The 21,728-nt window shown below is 75.0% G+C and carries 21 protein-coding genes; 3 read left to right on the top strand and 18 right to left on the bottom strand.

The genetic code is table 11. The annotated features are described in order from the left end of the window. Positions 1-120: 120 nt before the first annotated feature. The 3 genes from OIM89_RS25130 to OIM89_RS25120 all read right to left on the bottom strand — a co-directional run bounded on the left by OIM89_RS25130 (position 121) and on the right by OIM89_RS25120 (position 3,004). On the bottom strand, positions 121-1,032 hold the full coding sequence (locus OIM89_RS25130) for a hypothetical protein (RefSeq protein WP_264491637.1): 912 nt from the start codon (positions 1,030-1,032) through the stop codon (positions 121-123). Continuing rightward, positions 1,029-2,309, bottom strand: a complete 1,281-nt coding sequence (locus tag OIM89_RS25125; protein WP_030699044.1) for a glycosyltransferase — start codon at positions 2,307-2,309, stop codon at positions 1,029-1,031. The genes OIM89_RS25130 and OIM89_RS25125 overlap by 4 nt, the downstream gene beginning before the upstream one ends. A 161-nt stretch (positions 2,310-2,470) precedes the next feature. Further along, on the bottom strand, positions 2,471-3,004 hold the full coding sequence (locus OIM89_RS25120) for a transglycosylase family protein (RefSeq protein WP_151169907.1): 534 nt from the start codon (positions 3,002-3,004) through the stop codon (positions 2,471-2,473). A 209-nt stretch (positions 3,005-3,213) separates the two neighbouring features. Here OIM89_RS25120 and OIM89_RS25115 point away from each other — a divergent pair, with 209 nt between their 5' ends. Further along, on the top strand, positions 3,214-3,984 hold the full coding sequence (locus OIM89_RS25115) for a hypothetical protein (RefSeq protein WP_030699046.1): 771 nt from the start codon (positions 3,214-3,216) through the stop codon (positions 3,982-3,984). A gap of 110 nt (positions 3,985-4,094) precedes the next feature. Continuing rightward, on the top strand, positions 4,095-4,436 hold the full coding sequence (locus OIM89_RS25110) for a hypothetical protein (RefSeq protein ID WP_047142617.1): 342 nt from the start codon (positions 4,095-4,097) through the stop codon (positions 4,434-4,436). Between the two features lie 105 nt (positions 4,437-4,541). Here the strand turns inward: OIM89_RS25110 and der are convergent, their stop codons facing one another. From der to OIM89_RS25090, 4 genes are all read right to left on the bottom strand, one after another. Beyond that, entirely contained in the window at positions 4,542-6,005 is a 1,464-nt protein-coding gene (gene der, locus OIM89_RS25105; protein WP_030699048.1) for a ribosome biogenesis GTPase Der, read from the bottom strand. Between the two features lie 244 nt (positions 6,006-6,249). Further along, positions 6,250-6,918 (bottom strand): lysophospholipid acyltransferase family protein, encoded by a 669-nt coding sequence (locus OIM89_RS25100; protein WP_030699049.1) that lies wholly within the window; start codon positions 6,916-6,918, stop codon positions 6,250-6,252. Further along, complete coding sequence (gene cmk / locus OIM89_RS25095) at positions 6,915-7,616, bottom strand: (d)CMP kinase (RefSeq protein ID WP_030699050.1); 702 nt, start codon at positions 7,614-7,616, stop codon at positions 6,915-6,917. Before cmk ends, OIM89_RS25100 begins: the two co-directional genes overlap by 4 nt. A 137-nt stretch (positions 7,617-7,753) precedes the next feature. Next, on the bottom strand, positions 7,754-8,839 hold the full coding sequence (locus OIM89_RS25090; RefSeq protein ID WP_030699051.1) for a prephenate dehydrogenase: 1,086 nt from the start codon (positions 8,837-8,839) through the stop codon (positions 7,754-7,756). Positions 8,840-8,945: 106 nt separating this feature from the next. Between OIM89_RS25090 and OIM89_RS25085 the strand changes: the two genes are divergently transcribed. Then, a complete protein-coding gene (locus tag OIM89_RS25085; RefSeq protein WP_264491809.1) occupies positions 8,946-9,677 on the top strand; it encodes a nucleotidyltransferase domain-containing protein in 732 nt (243 codons plus the stop codon). Between the two features lie 10 nt (positions 9,678-9,687). On the opposite strand, the gene OIM89_RS25080 is transcribed toward OIM89_RS25085, so the two are convergent. From OIM89_RS25080 to OIM89_RS25030, 11 genes are all read right to left on the bottom strand, one after another. Next, positions 9,688-10,470 (bottom strand): DNA polymerase beta superfamily protein, encoded by a 783-nt coding sequence (locus tag OIM89_RS25080; protein WP_047469847.1) that lies wholly within the window; start codon positions 10,468-10,470, stop codon positions 9,688-9,690. Next, the gene (locus tag OIM89_RS25075; RefSeq protein WP_030699054.1) at positions 10,467-11,477 is read right to left on the bottom strand and encodes an ADP-ribosylglycohydrolase family protein; all 1,011 of its coding nucleotides are present in this window, start codon (positions 11,475-11,477) and stop codon (positions 10,467-10,469) included. The genes OIM89_RS25080 and OIM89_RS25075 overlap by 4 nt, the downstream gene beginning before the upstream one ends. Beyond that, positions 11,474-12,178: an NUDIX hydrolase gene (locus OIM89_RS25070; protein WP_151169901.1), complete on the bottom strand. Its 705-nt coding sequence runs from the start codon at positions 12,176-12,178 to the stop codon at positions 11,474-11,476. Before OIM89_RS25070 ends, OIM89_RS25075 begins: the two co-directional genes overlap by 4 nt. Before the next feature lie 168 nt (positions 12,179-12,346). Continuing rightward, positions 12,347-13,402 (bottom strand): pseudouridine synthase, encoded by a 1,056-nt coding sequence (locus OIM89_RS25065; RefSeq protein WP_030699056.1) that lies wholly within the window; start codon positions 13,400-13,402, stop codon positions 12,347-12,349. Next, entirely contained in the window at positions 13,402-14,061 is a 660-nt protein-coding gene (gene scpB, locus OIM89_RS25060; protein WP_030699057.1) for an SMC-Scp complex subunit ScpB, read from the bottom strand. Before scpB ends, OIM89_RS25065 begins: the two co-directional genes overlap by 1 nt. Further along, entirely contained in the window at positions 14,058-15,107 is a 1,050-nt protein-coding gene (locus tag OIM89_RS25055) for a segregation and condensation protein A (protein WP_047469844.1), read from the bottom strand. Before OIM89_RS25055 ends, scpB begins: the two co-directional genes overlap by 4 nt. 95 nt (positions 15,108-15,202) lie before the next feature. After that, complete coding sequence (locus OIM89_RS25050; protein ID WP_015508091.1) at positions 15,203-15,769, bottom strand: hypothetical protein; 567 nt, start codon at positions 15,767-15,769, stop codon at positions 15,203-15,205. After that, positions 15,754-16,881 carry a ParA family protein gene (locus OIM89_RS25045; protein WP_078858191.1) on the bottom strand — a complete coding sequence of 376 codons (1,128 nt, stop codon included), beginning with the start codon at positions 16,879-16,881 and terminating at the stop codon, positions 15,754-15,756. Before OIM89_RS25045 ends, OIM89_RS25050 begins: the two co-directional genes overlap by 16 nt. Positions 16,882-17,284: 403 nt before the next feature. Then, the gene (ald, locus tag OIM89_RS25040; protein ID WP_087776730.1) at positions 17,285-18,400 is read right to left on the bottom strand and encodes an alanine dehydrogenase; all 1,116 of its coding nucleotides are present in this window, start codon (positions 18,398-18,400) and stop codon (positions 17,285-17,287) included. A 168-nt stretch (positions 18,401-18,568) separates the two neighbouring features. Next, positions 18,569-20,839 (bottom strand): tetratricopeptide repeat protein, encoded by a 2,271-nt coding sequence (locus OIM89_RS25035; RefSeq protein ID WP_264491636.1) that lies wholly within the window; start codon positions 20,837-20,839, stop codon positions 18,569-18,571. Between the two features lie 184 nt (positions 20,840-21,023). Beyond that, complete coding sequence (locus OIM89_RS25030) at positions 21,024-21,707, bottom strand: NUDIX domain-containing protein (protein ID WP_030699062.1); 684 nt, start codon at positions 21,705-21,707, stop codon at positions 21,024-21,026. Between the last annotated feature and the right edge of the window lie 21 nt (positions 21,708-21,728).

Raw genomic sequence — 21,728 nt, 5'->3', positions numbered from 1 at the left:
AGGGGGCCGGCTGTCCCGGGCGCCGGTCGCTGATGGCCTCAAACGCCGGCCGGGGTGAGAGTGGTCGCGCGCCGCCGGCAAAACCTAGCCCGGCCGGCGCTCGAGGCCACCGTCCCCTCGTCACCCCCGTCGAGGAAGCGGCACCGCCGGGCTCAGGCGGAAGGTGAGGTCGTGGCTCGGGGTGTAGACGGGGGCCGCGTGCAGGGGACCTCGGGGGCCGGGGAGGGCGAGGGGTGGGTGGGGGGTCGGGGCGGTGGTGACGCCTCCGGGGCCCAGGAGGCGGGCCAGGCGGGTCTCCGGGCCGGTTTCGCCGGCCGGACGGAGCCAGAGGGACCAGGTGCGGGGGCGGCCGTCGGCGGCCAGGTCGGGGTGGGGCAGGGTGAGGGTGAAGGGGGTGCCCTCGACGGGCGGACGGGCCGGTTCGAGGGTGGGCGTCACGGGGACGCGGCAGGCCGGGCCGGGGGCGTCCACGGCGCGTATCTCGCCGTAGGCGTGGGCGGTGACGGCGGCGCCGTAGAGCCGCCCGGTGACGGTGACCCGCTCGGAACCGGCAACGACTCCGAGGGCTTCGGCGTGCGGGGCGCGCAGCCAGCTGCGGAGACTGAGGCGCCCGCCCCGGGTGGCGTACGGCAGCCGGGCGACGACCCGGCCCGCCGCCGCGTCGGCCGCACGGGCGGCGGTGAGCGGGCCCAGATGGTGGGCGCCGGGCGCCAGCCGCCGGTCGGGGCTGCCGGGCAGCCGCAGCCAGGCGTCCCAGTGCCCTTCGGGCAGCGGCACGGTCCGGGGCAGCGCGGCCCGCAGCCGTCCGCCGCCGACCGGGGTGAGCGGCAGCGGGACGGCGTCCGTCCCCCGCTCGCGCGGGCGCAGCAGCAGAGCGGCTCCGTCGACGGCCCGCCCGGAGAGGCCGTCCGGCCCGGCCAGGTCGAAGGTGAGCCCGCCCGCGGTGTCGGCCACGCAGTCGGCGCGCGGCGGCCCGGCGGCCGGAACCGGACCGGTGGAGCCCGGCGGGAGGCCGGGCAGCAGCGCGGTCATGCGGCACCGCCCGGGGCCAGGGCGGCTCTGAGGTTGCGGCTGGTGTCGCGGAGGGCGAAGGCGGTGCTGAGCGCGGCGCCCCGCGCGCGGTGGGCGGAGCCGCGCAGGCGGGCGGCGGCGCCCGACCGTCCCCGCCGGGCGACGAGGGAGGTGAAGAGGTCGGAGCAGCGTTCGGCGACGGCGGCCGGGGAGTAGCGGGTGGCGTTGGCCAGGGCCGCCCTGCCCATGGAGCGCCGCAGGTCCTCGTCGCCGACGAGGGAGAGCAGCGCGTCGGCGAGGGCGTCCGGGGCGGCGGACCGGACGAGGAGCCCGTCGACGCCGTCGGTGATGATCTCGCGCGGGCCGTGCGGGCAGTCGACGGCGACCACCGGCACGCCGCAGCGCATCGCCTCGACCACCGTCATGCCGAAGGATTCCCAGCTGGAACTGACGGCCGCGACGGAGCCGCTGGTCCAGGCGTCCTCCATGGGGTTCACGGCACCGCGCAGCCGCACGTGGCCGGTGAGCCCCAGTTCCTCGACGAGTTCCGCGAGCGCCGCCCGCCGCTCCCCGCCCCCGCAGATGTCCAGGCTCCACTCCGGGTGGAGCGCGTGGACCCGGGCGAAGGCGCGGATCAGCAGCTCGTACCGCTTGACCGGGACGAGGCGGCCCGCCGCGACGATGCGGCGGGCGGCCGGGTCGGCCGGCGGACCGGCCGGGTCGGGGACGGCGTTGGGCAGCACGGCCACCTGGACGCCGGGCAGCCGGAGCTTGTCGCGGTGGGCCCGCGCGTCGGCCTCGGTGGCCGTGGTGAGCGCGTCCAGGCGGGGATAGACGGCCCTCAACCGGCGCCGCAGGGCGGGGGTGTGGGCGGCCAGGCCGAGGTGTTCCTGCCCGACGCGCACCGCGCCCGCCGCCCCCTGCCGGGCCAGGTGGTGGGTCAGCCCGGGCCGGGTGGTGACGACCACGTCGGCGCCGGCCGCGCCGAGATGGGCGCGGATGCGGCGGTCGGTGAGCATGCTGTACGCGTGGTACTGGTGGTCCTCGCGCGGGAAGTCCTCGGCGGCGATGGCGTGTTCGGGGTGATCACCCTCGTAGCCGGGGGTGCCCGTGCGGGTGTCCACGAGGTGGCGCAGCGTCACGTGGGGGTGGTGGCCGAGGAACGGCTTCTCCCGGTGGCGGAAGACGGAGACGATCTCGACCTCGTGCTGTTCGGCGAGCCCGGCGGCGAGGTTGTGGGTGGCGCGGATGGTGCCGCCGATGCCGTAGGCGTTGTGGATGAGGAAAGAGATGCGCATGGGCGGTGCCGTCCCGTCCTTCCCCGCACACGGCGTCGTGTCGGCCTGTCCAGGGAGGAGGACCGGGCGGGTGCGGCATGGGTTGGCCTCATCATCATCTTGTGCCACAAAGGATGCGGTATTGAGGCCTGATGTCGGGAACCTTTCGCCCGGAGAGTCCATCAGCCCCCGGCGCGGCCGGAGCCGGAACCCGGCGGCAGGGCCAGCAGCACCCCGACGGCGAGCCGGTCCGGGTCGGGCCCGACGGTCTCCTCGTTCAGCCGGTACAGGGCGTCCACCCCGCCGGGCACCCGGAACCGGGCCGCCACCGAGGTGAGCGTGTCCCCCGGCTCGACCGTGTGCGCCCGCCCGGCCAGCCCGTACCGCTTCGCGCAGGACGGCCACGCCTCCCAGCCCTGGACCCGCAGGACGTCCCGGCCCACCGCGATCTGCTCCTCGGCGGTGGCCAGGTGCGCGCTGGGCGCGTACCGCTCGCCGCCGAACTCCCGCCAGGTGGCCGGGGCGAACTGGAGGCCGCCGTGGTGGCCGTTGCCGGTGTCGGCGTCCCAGCGGCCGTCCGACTCGCAGTCGGCGACGCATCCCCACGGCCAGGGCGCCGAGCGGCAGTCGGGGGTCCCGGCCGGGTCCGCGCGGTGGGCGTGCCCGGGGGCGAGGAGGGCGAGGGCCGCGACGGCGGCGGCGAGCAGGTGCGGCATCGCGTCACGGTAGGGCGGCTGCCGAAGGGCGCGCGGTCAGCCACGCCGTGCGCCCGCGCGCCGTGCCGCCGCCCCGGCGCGAACGGGTGTTCCGTGGAAGCGTTTTCCGTACGAACCGGCGCGTGACTTGCACCCCGGGTCACCCGTTGTCCTCGTTGAGCCGGTGACCCGCCGGACTCGCTCACGCACCGAATTCCGAGGAGCCACCCGTGCCGCGCATGCTCGACGTCAGCGATGACGTACGCGCCGAGATCGGCGACGCAGAAGCCGAACGGCTGCTCGCCGGAGAGAACACCCCGGGCCACTACGACTGCACGTCGTGCCGCACCCCGGGCGACTCGGAACAGGAACGCACCAGCACCGTCCTGTTCGTCGGCGACGAAACAGCCGTCCTGGCCTTCGCCCACGCCACCTGCCTGCCCTCGCAGATCGTCAAGGTCGCCGAGGAGCAGCTCCAGGGGGCGGTCCGCTCCATCAACGCCGACGGCTCCGGCGACCCCGCTCCCGAGCAGGCCGTCCTCGGTGTGACCAGCGGGCTCGTCCTGATCGACGGTGAGCTGCACCCCGCCCTGGTGGTGGAGCCGACCGGGCCGATCGTCCGCCCGGGCTCGGGCGGCACCGAGGACGCCTTCCTGGACCTCCTCGCCGAGCAGGGTTTCGTGCCGTGCCCGACGGTGGAGCAGGTCCCGCCGGTGCTGCACGGCTGGTCGGTGCTGCTGGCCGTGGGCCAGCTGCACGCGGTCCTCCAGCCGGGGCCGGAGTCCGGGGCACCGGTCGCCTGGTGGCAGGCCCACCAGCCGCTCCAGGTGGCCGACAGCTGGCGCGCGGCGGCCAACAAGAGCCAGACCGTCCTGGTCTACGCGGCCCCCGCCGGCTCCATCGGCCAGCAGCCCCGGGAGGACCTGCTGCGGGACGCGCTGGACCGCGCGGCGGCGCAGGGCCGCCTGGTCGCCGCCGCGATGCCGCTCGCCGGTACCTGAGGATTCCCCGGGCCCGCCGGTCCCCGCCCGGCGGCGCGGTCCGCCCCGTGCCCACGGTGAAGCGCGGCCCGCGCCCGCATCTCCTGGGCCGCGGGGTCGTTTGGACGTGTGTGCACGCTTACGACCCCTCCCGTTCCCGGCCGCTGCCGCCGTCGTCCATCCCGTCCATGCGCCCCGCGCAGGACCTGACCGACGGCCGCTCGCCCACGCCGATCTTCGACGCCCTGTGCGCGGAGTACCGCCGGTCCTTCCGCGCGCTGCCAGGGGACCGCAGTGGCGAGGAGGATCTGCGGTTCCACGCGTTCGGGGGGCCGCAGAGCTTCCGCCGCCCGCCCCAGGACCCGTATCCGCGCCCTCAGGAGGAGCGGGCCACCGGGAGCTGGACGCCGCCCTCGCGCCGGCACGCGGCTCCGGCGCTGCCGCCGGCGCCGCCGCGCTGGGAGCGCCAGTAGCGCCCCTGGCAGCCCCTTCGGGCGGCACAGCGTGAGAGGGGCCCGCCAGATCCGGCGGGCCCCTCTCACGTCCTGCGTACGGCCGCTTCCGGCGTACGCCCGCTGCTACTTCTTGCGGCCGCGCTTCTCGCGGACCCGGACCGAGATCTTGATCGGGGTGCCCTCGAAGCCGAACTCCTCGCGCAGGCGGCGTTCGACGAACCGGCGGTAGCCGTGCTCGATGAAGCCGGAGGCGAAGAGGACGAACCGGGGCGGCTTGGTGCCGGCCTGGGTGCCGAAGAGGATGCGGGGCTGCTTGCCGCCGCGGACCGGGTGCGGGTGGGAGGAGACCAGTTCGCCGAGGAAGGCGTTGAGCCGCCCGGTGGGCACCCGGGTCTCCCAGCCCGCGAGGGCCGTCTCGATGGCGGGGACCAGGCGCTCCATGTGGCGGCCGGTGGCGGCGGAGACGTTGACCCGGGGGGCCCAGGCGATCTGCGCCAGCTCCGTCTCGATCTCCCGCTCCAGGTAGTAGCGGCGCTCCTCGTCGAGGGTGTCCCACTTGTTGTAGGCGACGACGATGGCGCGGCCCGAGTCGACCGCCATGGTGACGATCCGCTGGTCCTGGACGCTGATGGACTCGCCGGCATCGATCAGGATGACGGCGACCTCGGCCTTCTCGACGGCGGCGGCCGTGCGCAGCGAGGCGTAGTAGTCGGCGCCCTGCTGGAGGTGGACCCGCTTGCGGATACCGGCGGTGTCGACGAACTTCCAGGTGACGCCGCCGAGTTCGATCAGCTCGTCGACCGGGTCGCGGGTGGTGCCCGCCAGTTCGTTGACGACCACGCGGTCCTCGCGGGCGACCTTGTTGAGCAGCGAGGACTTGCCGACGTTGGGCCGGCCGATCAGGGCGATCCGGCGGGGGCCGCCGGGGGTGGCGCCGCCGAAGGTCTGGGCGGGGGCGTCGGGCAGCGCCTCGATGACGGCGTCCAGCATGTCGCCGGTGCCGCGGCCGTGCAGCGCGGAGACCGGGTGCGGCTCGCCGAGCCCCAGCGACCAGAGCATGGCCGCGTCGGCCTCGGCGGAGGGGCCGTCGACCTTGTTGGCGCAGAGCACGACGGGCTTGCCGGCCTTGCGCAGCAGCCGCACCACGGCGGCGTCGGTGTCGGTGGCGCCGACGGTGGCGTCGACCACGAAGACGACCGCGTCGGCCGCGTCGATGGCGTACTCGGCCTGGGCGGCGACGGAGGCGTCGATGCCGAGGACGTCCTGCTCCCAGCCGCCGGTGTCGACCAGCTTGAAGCGGCGCCCGGCCCACTCGGCCTCGTAGGTGACGCGGTCGCGGGTGACGCCGGGCTTGTCCTCGACGACGGCCTCGCGGCGCCCGATGATCCGGTTGACCAGGGTCGACTTGCCGACGTTCGGGCGGCCGACGACGGCGAGGACCGGGAGGGGGCCGTGACCGGCCTCCTCGATGGCGTCCTCGACGTCGTCGATGTCGAAGCCCTCTTCCGCGGCCAGCTCCATGAACTGCGCGTACTCGGCTTCGCCAAGCTCTCCGTGCTCGTCGTCGGAGATGTGGTGGTCGTTCATGAAGTCCGTTCCTCTGTACTGCGCCGGCCGCTTCGTCGCGCCGACCGCGTCGTCGATGGGCCGCCCCGGGGGCGGACCACTGCTTCAAGTCTTACCTGGGGGTGTCTGAAAAATCCTGTGCAGTGTCCGTGGTGTTCGGTGCGTGCTCTCGGTGCGCCGGGTGGAGGCTCTCGTAGCGGAGCTCCTCGGGCCTTCGCCCGGTGCGGCGAGAGTACGTGCCGGGCGCCGAGGGCGCTGTGCGGGATTATTCAGGCACCCCCTGGCGTCCGGTCAGACGCCTTGCGTATTGCAGGTGCGTCCGCAGTTCGCCCTGGATGCGGACGGTCGCCTCGTCGAGCGCCTTGCGGGTGCGGCGGCCGGAGCCGTCGCCCGCCTCGAACGGGTCGCCGAAGACGACGTCGACCCGGGAGCGCAGCGGCGGCAGGGCCTTGACCAGGCGGCCCGGCCGGTCGGCGCCGCCGAGGACGGCCACCGGGACGACCTGGGCGCCGCTGCGGACGGCGAAGTAGGCGAGGCCGGCGCGGAGCGAGGCGAAGTCGCCCTCGCCGCGGGTGCCCTCGGGGAAGATCCCGAGGACGCCGCCGGCCTTGAGGACACCGAGCGCGTCGGTGACGGCGGCCCGGTCGGTGGTGTCCCGGTCGACCTTGAGCTGGCCGATCCCCTTGAGGAAGGGGTCGAGCGGGCCGACGAAGGCTTCCTTCTTGATCAGGAAGTGCACTGGCCGCGGTGCCGTCCCCATCAGCATGGGGCCGTCGATCATGTGGCTGTGGTTGACCGCGAGGATCACCGGCCCGGCCGACGGCACCCGCCAGGCGCCGAGGACGCGGGGCCGCCACAGCCCGTACATCAGGCCGATGCCGATGCCCCGGCCGACGGCGGCGCCGCGCTCCGAGGGGAGGGTGTCGGCCGTCACCGGAGCGCTCGCTTCTCCTCGACGAGGGTGACGACGCACTCGATGACCTGCTGGAGGGTGAGGTCGCTGGTGTCGACCTCGACCGCGTCGTCCGCCTTGGCGAGCGGCGAGGTCTTGCGGCCGGAGTCGGCCGCGTCGCGCCGCAGCAGCGCCTCGCGGGTGGCCGCCAGATCGGTGGCCTCCTTGCCCTTCAGCTCGCCGCTGCGGCGGGCCGCGCGGGCCTCGGGGGAGGCGGTGAGGAAGACCTTGAGGTCGGCGTCGGGGAGGACGGTCGTGCCGATGTCGCGCCCCTCGACGAGGATGCCGCCCTCGGCCCCGGCGGCGATGGACCGCTGGAGCTCGGTGATCAGGGTGCGCACCCGGGGCACCGCGGAGACGGCGGAGACCTTGGAGGTGACCTCCTGGGTGCGGATCGGGCCGGAGACGTCGATGCCGTCGACGGTGATGGTCGGCGCCAGCGGGTCGGTGCCGGAGACGATCTCCGGCTTGGCCGCCGCGTCCGCGACCGCCTCGGCGTCGGCGGTGTCGATGCCGTTCTCCACCATCCACCAGGTGATCGCCCGGTACTGGGCCCCGGTGTCGAGGTAGCGGAGCCCCAGTGCCGTCGCGACGGCCTTGGAGGTGCTCGACTTGCCCGTACCGGAGGGACCGTCGATGGCGACGATGATGGCCGGAACGGTCCGGGGGGCGGTTTCCACGCTGTCTCCTGATACGGATGGCTGCACGATGCTCCCAGGTTACTGGGTCCCGGGCCCCCTCCCGTCCGGCGGGGCGGCGGGGGCCCGGTCACCCGGACGGGTGCGCGGCGCGCCCGTCCGGCGGGGCGAGGGCGCGGTCAGGCGCGCAGGGACCAGCCGCGCTCGGCGAGGCCGACCCGCAGGGGGCCGACCGCGGCCGGCTCCACCATGAGCTGGACCAGTCCGGCCTGCTGCCCGGTGGCGTGCTCGATGCGGACGTCCTCGATGTTGGCGCCGACCCGTCCGGCGTCGGCGAAGATCCGCGCCAGCTCGCCCGGCTGGTCGGAGATGAGGACGGCGACGGTCTCGTAGGCGCGGGGGGCCGTGCCGTGCTTGCCGGGGACCCTGATCTGCCCGGCGTTGCCGCGGCGCAGTATCCGCTCGACGCCCTCGGCGCCCGCACGGCGCTTCTCGCTGTCGCCGGACTCCAGGGCGCGCAGGGCGGCGACGGTGGCCTCCAGGTCCTCGGCGAGCGCGCCGAGCAGGTCGGCGACGGGCCCGGGGTTGGCGGAGAGGATGTCGATCCACATCCGGGGGTCGGAGGCGGCGATGCGGGTGACGTCGCGGATGCCCTGCCCGCAGAGGCGTACGGCGCTGTCCTCGGCGTGCTCCAGCCGGGCGGCGACCAGGGCGGAGACCAGGTGCGGCATGTGCGAGACGAGGGCGACGGCGCGGTCGTGGGCGTCGGCGTCCATGACGACGGGGACGCCGCGGCAGAGCGAGACCAGTTCGAGAGCGAGGTTGAGCACCTCGGTGTCGGTCTCCGGGGTGGGGGTGAGCACCCAGGGCCGCCCCTCGAAGAGGTCGGCGGTGGCGGCGAGCGGGCCCGACTGCTCGCGGCCGGACATGGGGTGGCTGCCGAGGTAGCCGGAGAGGTCCAGGCCGAGGGCGGCCAGCTCACGGCGGGGGCCGCCCTTGACGCTGGCCACGTCGAGGCAGGCGCGGGCCCGGCCGTTCCGCATGGCGTCGGCGAGGGTGGCGGCGACGTGGGCGGGCGGTACGGCGACCACCGCGAGGTCGACCGGACCGGGCGGCTCCTCGGCGCTCCCGGCACCGAGCCCGGCCGCGGTCCTGGCCTGTCCCGGGTCCGCGTCCGCGAGATACACGGCGACGCCCCGCTCGGCGAGGGTCAGCGCGATGGAGGTGCCGATCAGGCCGGTACCGATGACGAGGGCGGTTCTCACGGGGTGTCCTTGCGGGAGGGAGCGCGTGCGGAGGTCGCCGCTCAGCGTAGCCGCGCGCGGGGGCTCGCCCGCGTACCCTCCCGGCATGCGGACCGAGGAAGGCGGGGTGCCGGTGGACGGCGGCGGGCGTACGCCCTGGGAGGCGGCGGGCGGGGAACTGGTGCTGGTACGGGAGCACACGATCGTGTCGTGGGTGACGGGCTCGCGCGCCTTCGGCCTGGCCACCGAGGAGTCCGACACCGACCGGCGGGGCGTCTACGTGGCCCCCACCCCGTGGTTCTGGGGCTTCTCCCGGCCGCCGACCCATCTGGACGGGCCGGAGGAAGAACGCTTCTCCTGGGAGCTGGAGCGGTTCTGCTCCCTCGCCCTCGCCGCCAACCCGAACATCCTGGAGTGCCTCCACTCCCCCCTGGTGGAATTCGCCGACCCGCGCGGCGAGGAGCTGCTCTCCCTGCGGGACGCCTTCCTCTCCCGGGAGGTACTGCGGACCTTCTCCCGGTACGTGGCGGGCCAGCGCAGGAAGCTCGAGGCGGACGTGCGCACCCATGGCGCCCCGCGCTGGAAGCACGCCATGCACCTGCTCCGTCTCCAGCGCAGCTGCCGGGACCTGCTGCGCACCGGCCGGCTGGTGGTCGAGGTCGGCGAGGCCCGCGAGGAACTGCTGGCGGTGAGGCGCGGCGCGTGGTCCTGGGGCCGGGTCGCGGCGGTCATGGCGGAGCTGGACGGGGCCTGCGAGGAGGCCGCCCTGACCACCCCGCTGCCCGCCGCCCCCGACCGGGCCCGGGTGGAGGACTTCCTGTACCGGGTACGCCGGGACTCGGCGGCGGCGCGGGGGTGACCGGCCCCGCTCAGCCGGCCAGGCGGGCGCGGACCACCAGGTCGTGCAGGGCGGCCCGGCCCGAGGGGGCGTCGGGCAGGGCGGAGACCGCCTCTGCCTCGTCGAGCACGGTGTGCAGCCGGTCCGTCTCCGCCTCGGCCGTGGGCCGCAGGGCGGGGTCGGCGGCTCCGTGTTCGGCCGCCGCCTTGGCCGCGATCAGGCCGGGAAGCCGAGCCGGGGCCTCGGGCAGAGCACAGAGGGTGGGCAGGTGGGCCTGGATCTCTCCGGTGCGCATCAGGTGGATGCCGGTGAGCAGCGCCCGGTAGGTGTACAGCAGCGGCTTCAGCTCGCCGGTGCGTTCGTACAGCCGCCACTGGGTTCGGGCGAAGCCCCGGTAGTGGTGGGCGTGGTGGTGGGTGAGGACGCCGGGGGCCAGGGCGGTGAGCTCGGCGTGGACGGGGCCGGTGTGCACGACCAGCGGCGAGGTGAGCTGTTCCAGGACGTAGCCGTTGCGCCGCAGCAGCAGCCGGGCGAACTTGCGGAGGTCGTGGGTGACGAGGTCGCGCTCGACGCCGTCGCTGTCGTCGGCGGTGGTGCGGGTCTCCTCCGGCTCGTCGAGGCCCAGCAGGGCGGCCGCCGGGAGCAGGTGGGCGCCGCGCAGGTCGATGTCGGAATCGCGGGAGGGGAAGCCGTACAGGTGGGCGCCGGAGACCGTGGCGAAGACCAGCGGGTCCGGCTGGTCGGCGAGGAGCGGGGCGAGGTCGGTGAGCGGCAGGCCCGCCGTACGGAGCGCTTCGGGCGGGGTCACCGTCACCGGGCACCGTCCCAGAGGGCGCCCAGCGCCAGCAGTTCGTCGCGGTGTTCGACGTGGCCGGTCCAGTCGGCGGGCCAGGCGGCCGCGCCGAGGCGGGCCCCGGCGAAGGCGCCGGCGAGGCAGGCGATCGAGTCGGAGTCGCCGGTGGTGCAGGCGCCCCGGCGCAGGGCGGTCAGGGGCTCGTCGGGGAAGAGCAGGTAGCACTGGAGGGCGGTGGCGAGGGCCTCCTCGGCGATCCACCCCTCGCCGGTGGTCAGGCAGGGGTCGGTCTCGGGCGAGGGGGTGTCCAGCGCGGCCCGGAGCCGGTCGAGGGCGGCGAGGCAGTCGTCCCAGCCGCGCGCGATGAAGTGGACGGGGTCGGGGTCCTGCGCCCGCTGCCAGAGGTCACCGAGCCACTGGTGGTGGTAGCGGGTGCGCTGGTCGAGGGCGTACGAGCGGAGCAGGCCGACCAGGGCGGCGGGGTCGGCGCCGTCGGCGAGGAGGCGGACGGTGTGCGCGGTGAGGTCACTGGCGGCCAGAGCCGTGGGGTGGCCGTGGGTCAGCGCGGACTGGAACTGGGCGGCGCCGGCGCGGGTGTCGGCGGTGAGCCCGGGGACGAGGGCGACCGGGGCGACCCGCATGTTGGCCCCGCATCCCTTGGACCCGGTCTGGCTCGCCTCGGTCCAGGGCAGGCCGGGCCGCTCCAGCAGGGCGCAGGCGGTGAGGCAGGTGCGGCCGGGGGCGCGGTTGTTCTCTGGCGAGCGGTACCAGGCGGTGAACTCGGCGCGCAGCGGTCCTTCGAGGCGGGCGGCGTCGAGCGGCCCGCCGTCGAGGGTGTGGCGCAGGGCCCGGGCGACGGCCAGCGTCATCTGGGTGTCGTCGGTGATGTACGCGGGCCGGGGCAGGGCCATCTCGCGCCAGGGCCCGCACTTGGCGAGGATCGCGGGGACGTCGTTGAACTCGGTGGGGAAGCCCAGGGCGTCGCCGAGGGCGAGGCCGAGCAGGGCGCCGGTGGCCGGTCGGTTCATGAGCGGGGTCCTTCGGGGTGGGTCAGGGGCGGGTGGAGCCGGGTGGCGGGCCCGGCGCGGTAGAGGGCGGCGGGTTTGCCGCGCCCGCCGGTGAGCCGGGCCGGGCCGGGCGCGGGGACGGTGAAGCCCGGGGTGCCGAGGACCTTGCGGCGGAAGTTGGCGGGGTCGAGGGCGGTGCCCCAGACGGCCTCGTAGACCCGGCGCAGCTCGCCGAGGGTGAAGGCGGGCGGGCAGAAGGCGGTCGCGGCCGGGGTGGTCTCCAGCAGGGCGCCGACGTGGCGGCGGGCGTCGGCGAGGATGCGGTCGTGGTCGAAGGCGAGCGGCCCGGCCTCGGCGTACGGCAGCCGCAGGGCGCGGGCGGCGTCGGTGCCCGCGCGGGGTTCGGGGAGGTGGGGGACGAGGGCGGTGTGGGCGAGGGAGACGACCCGCATGCGGGGGTCGCGGTCCGGCTCGCTGTAGGCGCCGACCTCTTCGAGGCGGAAGCCGCCGGCCACCCCCGTCTCCTCGGCCAGTTCGCGCCGGGCGGCCTCGGCGGCGGACTCGCGGGGCCGCAGGAAGCCGCCGGGGAGGGCAAGGCGGCCGCGGAAGGGCTCCTCGCCGCGCTCGACGAGGACGACTTCCAGGACACCCTCGCGCACGGTGAAGACGGCGAGATCGACGGCGACCGCGAACGGCTCGTACCGGTGTTTGTCGTACGTCACGCGCCCCGCCCTTCTTTATGGTCAGAGCGACCATAAAAGACGCGGGCTCCGGAGGGAAGGCTTCCGGTTCGACCGGGCTCTCGTTCCCGGAAACGGCCGACGGCCGGCTCCCCCAGGGGGAACCGGCCGTCGAGCACCGGGCCGGCCGTGCCGGACCAGGGGCGAGCCCTAGAGCTCGACCTCCTTCATCAGCATGCCGACCTCGGTGTTGCTCAGCCGGCGCAGCCAGCCGGACTTCTGGTCGCCGAGGGTGATCGGGCCGAAGGCGACCCGCACCAGCTTGTCGACCGGGAAGCCGGCCTCGGCCAGCATCCGGCGGACGATGTGCTTGCGGCCCTCGTGCAGGGTCACCTCGACCAGGTAGTTCTTGCCGGTCTGCTCGACCACCCGGAAGTGGTCGGCGCGGGCGTACCCGTCCTCCAGCTGGATGCCGTCCTTGAGCCGCTTGCCCAGGTCGCGCGGGATGGGCCCGACGATGTGCGCCAGGTAGGTCTTCTTCACGCCGTACCGGGGGTGGGTCAGGCGGTGCGCCAGCTCGCCGTGGTTGGTGAGGAGGATGACGCCCTCGGTCTCGGTGTCGAGCCGCCCCACGTGGAAGAGGCGGGTCTCCCGGTTGGTGACGTAGTCGCCGAGGCACTGCCGGCCGTCGGGGTCCTCCATGGTGGAGACGACACCGGCGGGCTTGTTGAGCGAGAAGAACTGGTACGACTGCGTGGCGACGGTGAGGCCGTCGACCTTGATCTCGTCGTTCTCCGGGTCGACCCGGAGCCCCTGCTCCAGCACGATCTCGCCGTTGACCTCGACGCGGGCGTCCTCGATCAGCTCCTCGCAGGCACGGCGCGAGCCGTAACCGGCGCGGGCCAGCACCTTCTGCAGGCGCTCGCCCTCGTTGCCCGGGGCGGCCTGGCGGGGCGGGGTCTTCTTCTCGTTGTACCGGTCGCGGTTGCGCTCCTCGGCCCGGGCGTCGTACTCGCGGGAGCGCGCCGGAGCGGTGCGGTTCCGCCCGCGCTGCTGCTGCCCCTGCTTCGGACCGCCCTTGGCGCCGCCGCGCGCCGTGTCGCCGCGGCCCTTGCGGGCGCCGCCGCCCTCGCCGCCGGAACCGCCGACGTCGTAGCGGCGCTCCTCGGGGCGGGGGCGGCCCGGACGCTTCTGCTGGTTGCCGCCGCGCCCGCTGCCCGCTCCCTTCTGGTTGCCTCGTCCGCTGTTCCTGCCGCTGCTTGTCATCAGAGTTCCGTCAGTCGTTCCGTCGTCGTCATGGCGCCTTCGCCCGGTTCCGGAGCGTCCGGATCGAACGAGGGCAGTGCTTCCTGCGTCTCGGCCTCGATGGCGTCCGCCTCGGGGAGGAAGGGCGCCAGCTCGGGGAGCTCGTCCAGACCGCGCAGGCCCATCCGCTCCAGGAAGTAGGTGGTCGTGGTGTACAGGATCGCACCTGTTTCGGGTTCCGCGCCCGCCTCCTCGACCAGACCGCGCTGGAGGAGGGTGCGCATGACCCCGTCGCAGTTCACGCCGCGGACCGCGGAGACCCGTGAACGGCTCACCGGCTGACGGTAGGCGACGACCGCCAGTGTCTCCAAGGCGGCCTGGGTCAGCCGGGCCTGCTGCCCGTCGAGCGCGTACGCCTCGACCGCCGCCGCGTACCGGGGCCGCGTGTAGAACCGCCAGCCGCCCGCCACCATCCGCAGCTCGAAACCGCGCCCCTGGCGGGTGTACTCCTCGGCCAGCTCCTCCAGTGCCGCGGCGACCGCCCGCCGGTTGCGGCCGGTGACCTTGGCCAGGTGGTCGACGGTGGCCGGCTCGTCCACCACCATCAGCACCGCCTCCAGGGCGGGCTTCAGCTCCAGTGCGGCGGCGTCGCCCGGCCGCGCCGGGTGCTCCTCGCTCACGCGTCCTCCTCGTTCGGTGCGGCGGGCGGCTCGGGCGGGCGGTCGAACTCGTCGGTGACGCGCGGCGCCGCCTCGCCGCCCCCGCTCCAGGAGACCAGCAGCTCGCCCAGCGGCTCCTCCTGGTCGAGCGTGACGGCCTTCTCCCGGTACAGCTCCAGCAGGGCCAGGAAGCGGGCCACCACGGTCAGCGTCCCGTCGGCGTCGGCGACCAGCTCGGCGAAGCTGGCCCGGCCCGCCGCCCGCAGCCGGTCCACCACCACCTCGGCCTGCTCCTGCACGGAGACGAGCGGGGCGTGGATGTGCTCGACGTAGACCTGCGGTTCGGGGCGCGGCTGCATCGCCTTGACCGCCAGCTCCGCGAAGCCCCCGGGGCCGATCCTGATGACCACCTCCGGCAGCAGCGCGGCGTGGTGCGGCTCAAGACCGACGGTACGCGGGTACCGGTGCGCCTCCTCGGCCAGCCGCTCCTCGAAGATCTCGGCGATCCGCTTGTACGCGCGGTACTGGAGCAGCCGGGCGAAGAGCAGGTCGCGGGCCTCCAGGAGGGCGAGGTCCTGCTCGTCCTCGACCTCGGCGGCGGGCAGCAGCCGGGCCGCCTTGAGGTCGAGCAGGGTGGCCGCGACCACCAGGAACTCGGTGGTCTGGTCGAGGTCCCAGTCGGCGCCCATCGCCCGGATGTGGGCCATGAAGTCGTCGGTGACCCGGGACAGGGCGACCTCGGTGACGTCCAGCTTGTGCTTGGAGATGAGCTGGAGCAGCAGGTCGAAGGGGCCCTCGAAGTTGGCCAGCCGCACGGTGAACCGCCCGCCGGACGGCTCGGCCTCGGCCGGCGCCGGGGGCTCCGGTACGGCCATCGGTTCCGGCTCCGCGACGGGCGCCGCCACCGCTACGGGCGCCGCCTCGGCCGGGGCGCCCCCGCGCCCCGCCTCCGGCCCGGCCCCGCGCGGCCCGAGGGGGCGGCGGGAGCGGGGCGGTGGGGGCGCGGCGTCAGGGGTGGGCGGCATGGTGGTCCAGGAGGGCGGCAGGGTGCGGGCGGGGTCCCGCACGCGCGGGCAGGCTACCCGCAGGGGCCGCCGGGACAGCTCCGGCCGCGCCGGGCGGCGGCGGGGGCAGGTGGTGCGGGCGGCCGGTCGCGGTCCGGTCAGCGGCCGCGCAGGCGGCGGACGAGGATGCTGGCCTCGCCGCGGGCCTCCAGGTCGGCGAGGACCACGGCGACGGCCTCGCGGACGATCCGCCCGCGGTCGACGGCGAGTCCGTGCTCGCCGCGCAGCACCAGCCGGGCGTGCTCCAGGTCCATCAGTTCCTCGGCGGAGACGTAGACGGTGATCTTCTCGTCGTGCCGTTCGCGGCCGCTGGGCCTGCGGGCGGCGTTCCGTCCGCCGCGCCGCCGCTGGGGCGCGGGCTGCGCGGCCGGCTGGCCCTCCTGGGGCGGGGTGCGGCGGCCGGGGACCGGGGCGTCGTCCTCGGGGCTGCGGGCCCGGTGCTCGCGCTCCCGGGGCGTTCCGGCCGGGGGCGCGGAGGCGCTGTGCTCGGCCGGCTCGTCACCGCGGCCGGTGGTTCCGGTCTCCTCGCCGGCCGGGTCGCTCTCCCCCGCCGGAGAGGGCACCCGGGGCTCGCCCTGGCGGCGGGGAGTGGACGCCTGGAGTGCCGTGCCCCCCGTGGTGCGGAACAGTTCGTCGGCCCCCGGCAGACTCACTCGGCGTGACACCGGGCGAGCACCTCCCTGGCGAGCTGGCGGTAGGCGGCGGCACCGACCGAGTTGGAGGCGTAGGTGGTGATGGGCTCACCGGCGACCGTGGTCTCCGGGAAGCGGACGGTCCGGCCGATCACCGTGTGGTACACGTTGTCGTCGAACGCCTCCACGACGCGGGCGAGGACCTCGCGGCTGTGGACGGTGCGCGAGTCGTACATCGTGGCGAGGATGCCGTCGAGCTCCAGCTCCGGGTTGAGCCGCTCCTGGACCTTCTCGATGGTCTCGGTGAGCAGGGCCACACCGCGCAGCGCGAAGAACTCGCACTCCAGCGGCACGATCACCTTGTGCGCGGCGGTCAGCGCGTTCACCGTGAGCAGGCCGAGCGAGGGCTGGCAGTCGATGACGATGTAGTCGTAGTCGGCGAGCAGCGGCTTCAGCGCCCGCTGCAGCGTCGACTCGCGCGCGACCTCGGAGACCAGCTGGACCTCGGCGGCCGACAGGTCGATGTTGCTGGGCAGCAGGTCCATGTTGGGGACCGCGGTCTTCAGCAGCACCTCGTCGGCGGCCATCCCCCGCTCCATGAGCAGGTTGTAGACGGTGAGGTCCAGCTCCATCGGGTTGACCCCGAGGCCGACCGAGAGGGCGCCCTGCGGGTCGAAGTCGACCAGCAGGACCCGGCGTCCGTACTCCGCGAGCGCGGCGCCGAGGTTGATGGTCGACGTGGTCTTGCCGACGCCGCCCTTCTGGTTGCACATCGCGATGATCTTCGCGGGGCCGTGGTCGTTCAGCGGCCCGGGGATGGGGAAGTACGGCAGCGGGCGCCCGGTCGGGCCGATGCGCTCACGGCGCTGGCGGGCGGCGTCCGGGGCGAGCGTGGCCGCGTACTCGGGATCGGGCTCGTATTCGGCGTCCGGGTCGTAGAAGTGGCCCTCGGGCAGTTCTGCGTCCGCGGCGAAGCGGGACGCTTCGCCGCCGCTCCGGTCGCCGGCCATGGCGTTCACGTGATGGCCATCCATGCTCTGGTGTGCTGTCTGCGTCGTCTGGGGGGCCTGCCGGGCCGCGAAGGTGCGGACAGCTATGGAGCCGACAGCCTCCGGCCCCGTGGGGTCCGAGCCCCTCGTAGGCATTCCTGGCCGGGCACCCCTGGGAGTAAATGTCGACTCATTCACAAGTCGTCTTACCTCCTTGGTGACCAGGAAACTTCTAGATAGGTCAGCGTGGCACCATGCCGACGGTTGGCGACTCTATGGCGTGTCACCGCTTCGCAGCAACACAATCCACCGGACCCGGCCGGATGTGTCGGCAACCGAACACCTCGCTGTCAAGGGCGCGCACGCGTCGCACAGGGGGCGAGCGGGACATTTCCCCGGGTGGGCGAATCGGGTAAAGGGTTACGTTCGCCGCGAGTTGACCCGGCATCCGGCGCACCCGGAGTGGTGTCGCACCACGCCCGCGGCCGGACCCTGTCCACAAGGTCCGGCCGCGGGCGTGAGATTGACGACGCGTATTGACGGGCGCGCGCCGGTGCGATCAGCCGAGGAGCGCCGAGAGTTCGGTGTGCTCCAGGCCGTGCGCCTCGGCCACCTCGCGGTAGACGACCTTGCCGTCATGGGTGTTGAGCCCCTTGGCCAGGGCGGCGTCGCGGCGCAGCGCCTCGACCCAGCCGCGGTCGGCCAGCTCCAGGATGTACGGGAGCGTGGCGTTGGTCAGCGCGTGGGTGGAGGTGTTCGGGACGGCGCCGGGCATGTTGGCGACGCAGTAGAAGACCGAGTTGTGGACCTGGAAGGTCGGCTCGGCGTGGGTGGTCGGGTGCGAGTCCTCGAAGCAGCCGCCCTGGTCGATGGCGATGTCGACAAGGACACTTCCGGGCTTCATCCGGGAGACCAGCTCGTTGGTGACGAGCTTGGGGGCCTTGGCGCCGGGGATGAGGACGGCGCCGATGACGAGATCGGCCTCCAGGCAGGCGCGCTCCAGCTCGAAGGAGTTGGAGACGACGGTCTGCACCTTGGTGCCGAAGACCTTGTCGGCCTCCTTGAGCTTGTTGATGTCCCGGTCCAGGAGCGTCACGTGGAAGCCCATGCCGACCGCGATCTGGGTGGCGTTCCAGCCGGAGACACCGCCGCCGATGACGACGGCCTTGCCCGCGGCGACACCCGGGACACCGCCCGGCAGGACACCGCGGCCGCCCGCGGCGCGCATCAGGTGGTAGGCGCCGACCTGGGGGGCGAGCCGGCCCGCGACCTCGGACATCGGGGCGAGCAGCGGCAGCCGGCGGTCGGCGGTCTCGACCGTCTCGTAGGCGATGGCCGTGGTGCCCGAGGCGATCAGGGCGTCGGTGCAGGGGCGCGAGGCGGCCAGGTGGAGGTAGGTGAAGAGGGTCTGGTCCTTGCGGAGCCGGTGGTACTCCTCCTCGATCGGCTCCTTGACCTTGAGCAGCAGGTCGGCGATGGCCCAGACCTCGTCGGCGGTGGGCAGGATCGCGCCGCCCGCCGCCACGTACTCGGCGTCGGTGATCGACGAGCCGAGGCCGGCGCCCTGCTGGACGTAGACCTCGTGGCCGTGGCGGACCAGCTCGTGCACTCCGGCCGGCGTGATGGCCACCCGGAACTCGTTGTTCTTGACTTCGCTGGGGATGCCGACCTTCATCGTCGATCACGGTCCTTGACTGTGGCGGGGACAGGAGGGTGGATTCCCGGCCGCACCAGGGCGTACCTGGGCGCACCGGAGCTCACCGCGGATCAACGCGGCCCAGCCAGTCTAATTAAGGATTTCTCGCTGTCCAGCCTTGGAAGCCACCTACTTTTTCGCGAAGCGCTACGGATTTCGCAGGTGAACGGCTCCGGCGCCCTGGGCCGCCCGCTCTCCGGGGGCCTCCCGGGCCTCCTCCGTCGCCGGCGGCTCCCGGGTGGCGTCGGCCACACCGGGCTCCCCCGGGACGACCGGCTCCCCGGGCGCCAGGGACCCGGCGGGCGCTGTGGCCTGCCCGTCCTCCGGCTCCGCCCCGTCCTCGTCAGGACCGGCCGGGGCCAGCAGCTGTTCGGCGGCGGTGCGGTGCAGCCTGGCCGCCGCCGGGTCGCCGAGCCGCTCCAGGGTGTCGGCCAGGCGCAGCCGCAGCGCCGCCAGCAGGCGGTCGTCGCCCGCCTCGCGCGCCCACTGGACCGCCTCCTGGCAGGTGCGCAGCGACTCCTGGGGGCGCCCGGCGTACTCCTGGACCCGGGCCTGCTCGCTCAACGCCCGTGCGCGGCCCGCCACATCGCCGCACCGGCGGTACGCGGCGACCGCCGCCCGCCACTGCCGCAGCGCCTCGCCGTACCGCCCGGCGTAGGTGTGGACGGTGCCGAGCCGGCCGTAGACGCGGGCGGCGTCGGCGTGCTCGCCGCGGGCCAGCCGCTCGGTGAGGGCGCGGCCGTACCAGTCGGCGGCGCGCGGCCAGTCCTCCAGGGACTGGTAGGACCCGGCCACGGACTCCATGGCGCGCCCGGCGGCCACCGCGTCGTGGGCGGCGCGGGCGGCGTCCAGCGCCGCCCGGTAGCGGGCCAGCGCCTGGCGGGTGCGGCCGGTGGAGGCGTCGAGGTCGGCGAGGTTGAGCAGGGCCGCCGCCTTCTCGCGGGGCAGCCGGCGGCGCTCGGCCACGTCCAGCACCAGGCCGTGCACCGGGTACAGGTCGGGGGCCGCCCCGGCCGCGCCCCGGTGGGCGATCATCGCCCGGACGATCGCGGCGAGCAGCCGGCGTGCCAGGGTGTCCAGCTCCCCGTCGGCGACGGCCAGACGCGCCGAGGCGAGCAGCGCGCCGCGCGAGCGCTCCAGCCAGGCCGCGGCCGCCTCGGCGGTGTCGAAACGGAGAGCGCGCGGCAGGGCGGCGAGCGCCACCCGGGCGGGGCTGCCCTCGGGGTCGGTGACGGCGCGGCAGGAGTGCAGCAGCCGCACGGTGCGCTCCAGCATCCGGGCGCGGGCGAGCTGGAGTTCGGCCGGCCGCTCGTGGTCGTCGGCGAGGTCGCGCAGGACCGGCTGGAGGCAGGAGGGCACGGTCCAGCGCGGCTCCTCGCCCGGCTCCAGGCCCGGTTCGGGGCGCAGGAAGCCGAGGCCGGCCAGTTCGCCCAGGGTGGTGCGGACCACCGGGAGCGAGGCGCCGGCCAGCGCGGAGGCGGTGTGCGCGTCGACCTGGCCGGCCGGGGCGAAGGAGAGCAGGCGCAGGGTGCGGGCGGCGGCCGCGGGCAGCGCGTCGTGGCTCAGCCGGGCCATCCGGGGCAGTTCGCCGGGGCCGCCCGGGCCGTCGGCGGGCGCCTGCTCCAGCCGGTGGGCGAGGTCGGCCACCGAGGTCTTGGGGTGGGCCGCGAGGTACCCCCCGGCCAGCACCAGGGCGGCGGGCTGCGCCCCGCACCGCTCGATCAGGCAGTCGGCGGCGCGCGGGTCGACGGTGAGCCGGACCTCGCCCGCCCGGCTCTCCAGCAGGGCGTGGGCGTCGGGGACGTCGAGGCCGCCGAGGGCACAGGGGCGGACCCCGGTGAGGCCGGTGAGCGGGCCCCGGGAGACGGCGACGAAGAGCAGGTGGGCGGCGCCCTCGCCCTCGGGCATCAGGGGATCGACCTGTTCCGCGGAGGCGGCGTCGTCGAGCAGGACGAGCAGGCGGCGGCCGGCGAGTTCCTGGCGCAGGGCGTGGGTGAGGTCGTCGTCGCTCGCGCCGGGGACGGTACGGGCGCCGAGGCCGTCCAGCAGCAGCCGGGCGGCCTCGCCCTCGGTCAGGGCGGTGCCGTCGACGGCGGTGAGGCGGGCCCGCAGGACGCCGTCCGGGTAGCGGTCGGCGAGGGACGCGGCGAGGTGCCCGGCCAGCGCGGTGCGGCCGGAGCCGGGGGCGCCCGCGATGAGCAGGAACCGGGGGCGCGGGGCGCCGCGTCCGGCGATGGTGTCGAGGCCGGCCCGGTCGATCTCGGCGCGCAGCTCCCTCAGCTCTCTGCCGCGGCCGAAGAAGGCTGGGCGGGGCGCGCCGGACGCGGGGCTCGCGCCCGGCCCCCGGGCGCCGGACGCGGGGCTCGCGCCCGGCGCCCGGGGGCCGCTGGTGCTGGTGCCGACGACCTGATCCGTCACGGGCCACACTCCCGTTCGCTGCGCACACGTGCCCTGCCGGGGACCTGACGGGGCGTCGTCGAGCCTAGTTCACGCTCCGCAGTCACCCGGTGCGAGCGTGGCGGGATTGTCGCCCGATCGGATCAGCGGATCGTCGGACCGGTCCGGGACCGGCTCCGCCACGCCGGGTGGCGGAGCCGGGAGCTCAGACCGTGAAGGGCCGGGCGGGCCACTCGGCCTCGGCGGGGCGCAGGGCGTCCAGGCCGCCCTCGGTGGCCCGGGCGGCGGTCAGCGCGAAGGCGCCCAGCACCAGGCAGCTGTTGTGCAGCTCGCCCGCGAGGGCGCCCCGGACCAGGTCGGACAGGGCGACGGTGGCCAGCTCCATGTCGGCCTCCTCGTCCGAGGCCGCGTACTTCTCGCCGCCCGCCGGGGAGAGCTGGCGGGCGAGGAAGATCCGTACCGCCTCGTCGCAGCCGCCGGGCGTCGGGTAGAAGTCGGTGAGCACCCGCCAGTCCCCGGCCTTCAGGTACGCCTCCTCGTACAGCTCGCGCTGGGCGGCGTGGAGGGGGTTCTCGCCGGGGACGTCGAGGAGTCCCGCGGGGATCTCCCAGAGCTTCTGCCGTACCGCGTGGCGGTACTGGCGCAGGACCACGACCCGGTCCTCCTCGTCCAGGGCGAGGATGGCGACCGAGCCGGGGTGGACCTGGTAGTCGCGGCCGACGACCGTGCCGTCCGGCATCCGTACGGTGTCGGTGCGCATGGAGGTCTTGGCGCCGCGGAACGGGGTGACGCTCTCGACGACCGGCCAGTGCTCGGCGGTGTCGGTGAGGCGCCCGTCGCGGGGCGGCGCGGTGCTGTCGGTGCCGGTGGGGAGGGAGGAGGTGCCCATGTGCCGTGTTCCGTTCGCGCG

Origin of the sequence: Streptomyces sp. BI87, from assembly GCF_025957665.1 — a bacterium.
GTDB lineage: Bacteria > Actinomycetota > Actinomycetes > Streptomycetales > Streptomycetaceae > Streptomyces > Streptomyces albidoflavus.
This window is presented reverse-complemented; position numbering and strand designations above follow the sequence as displayed.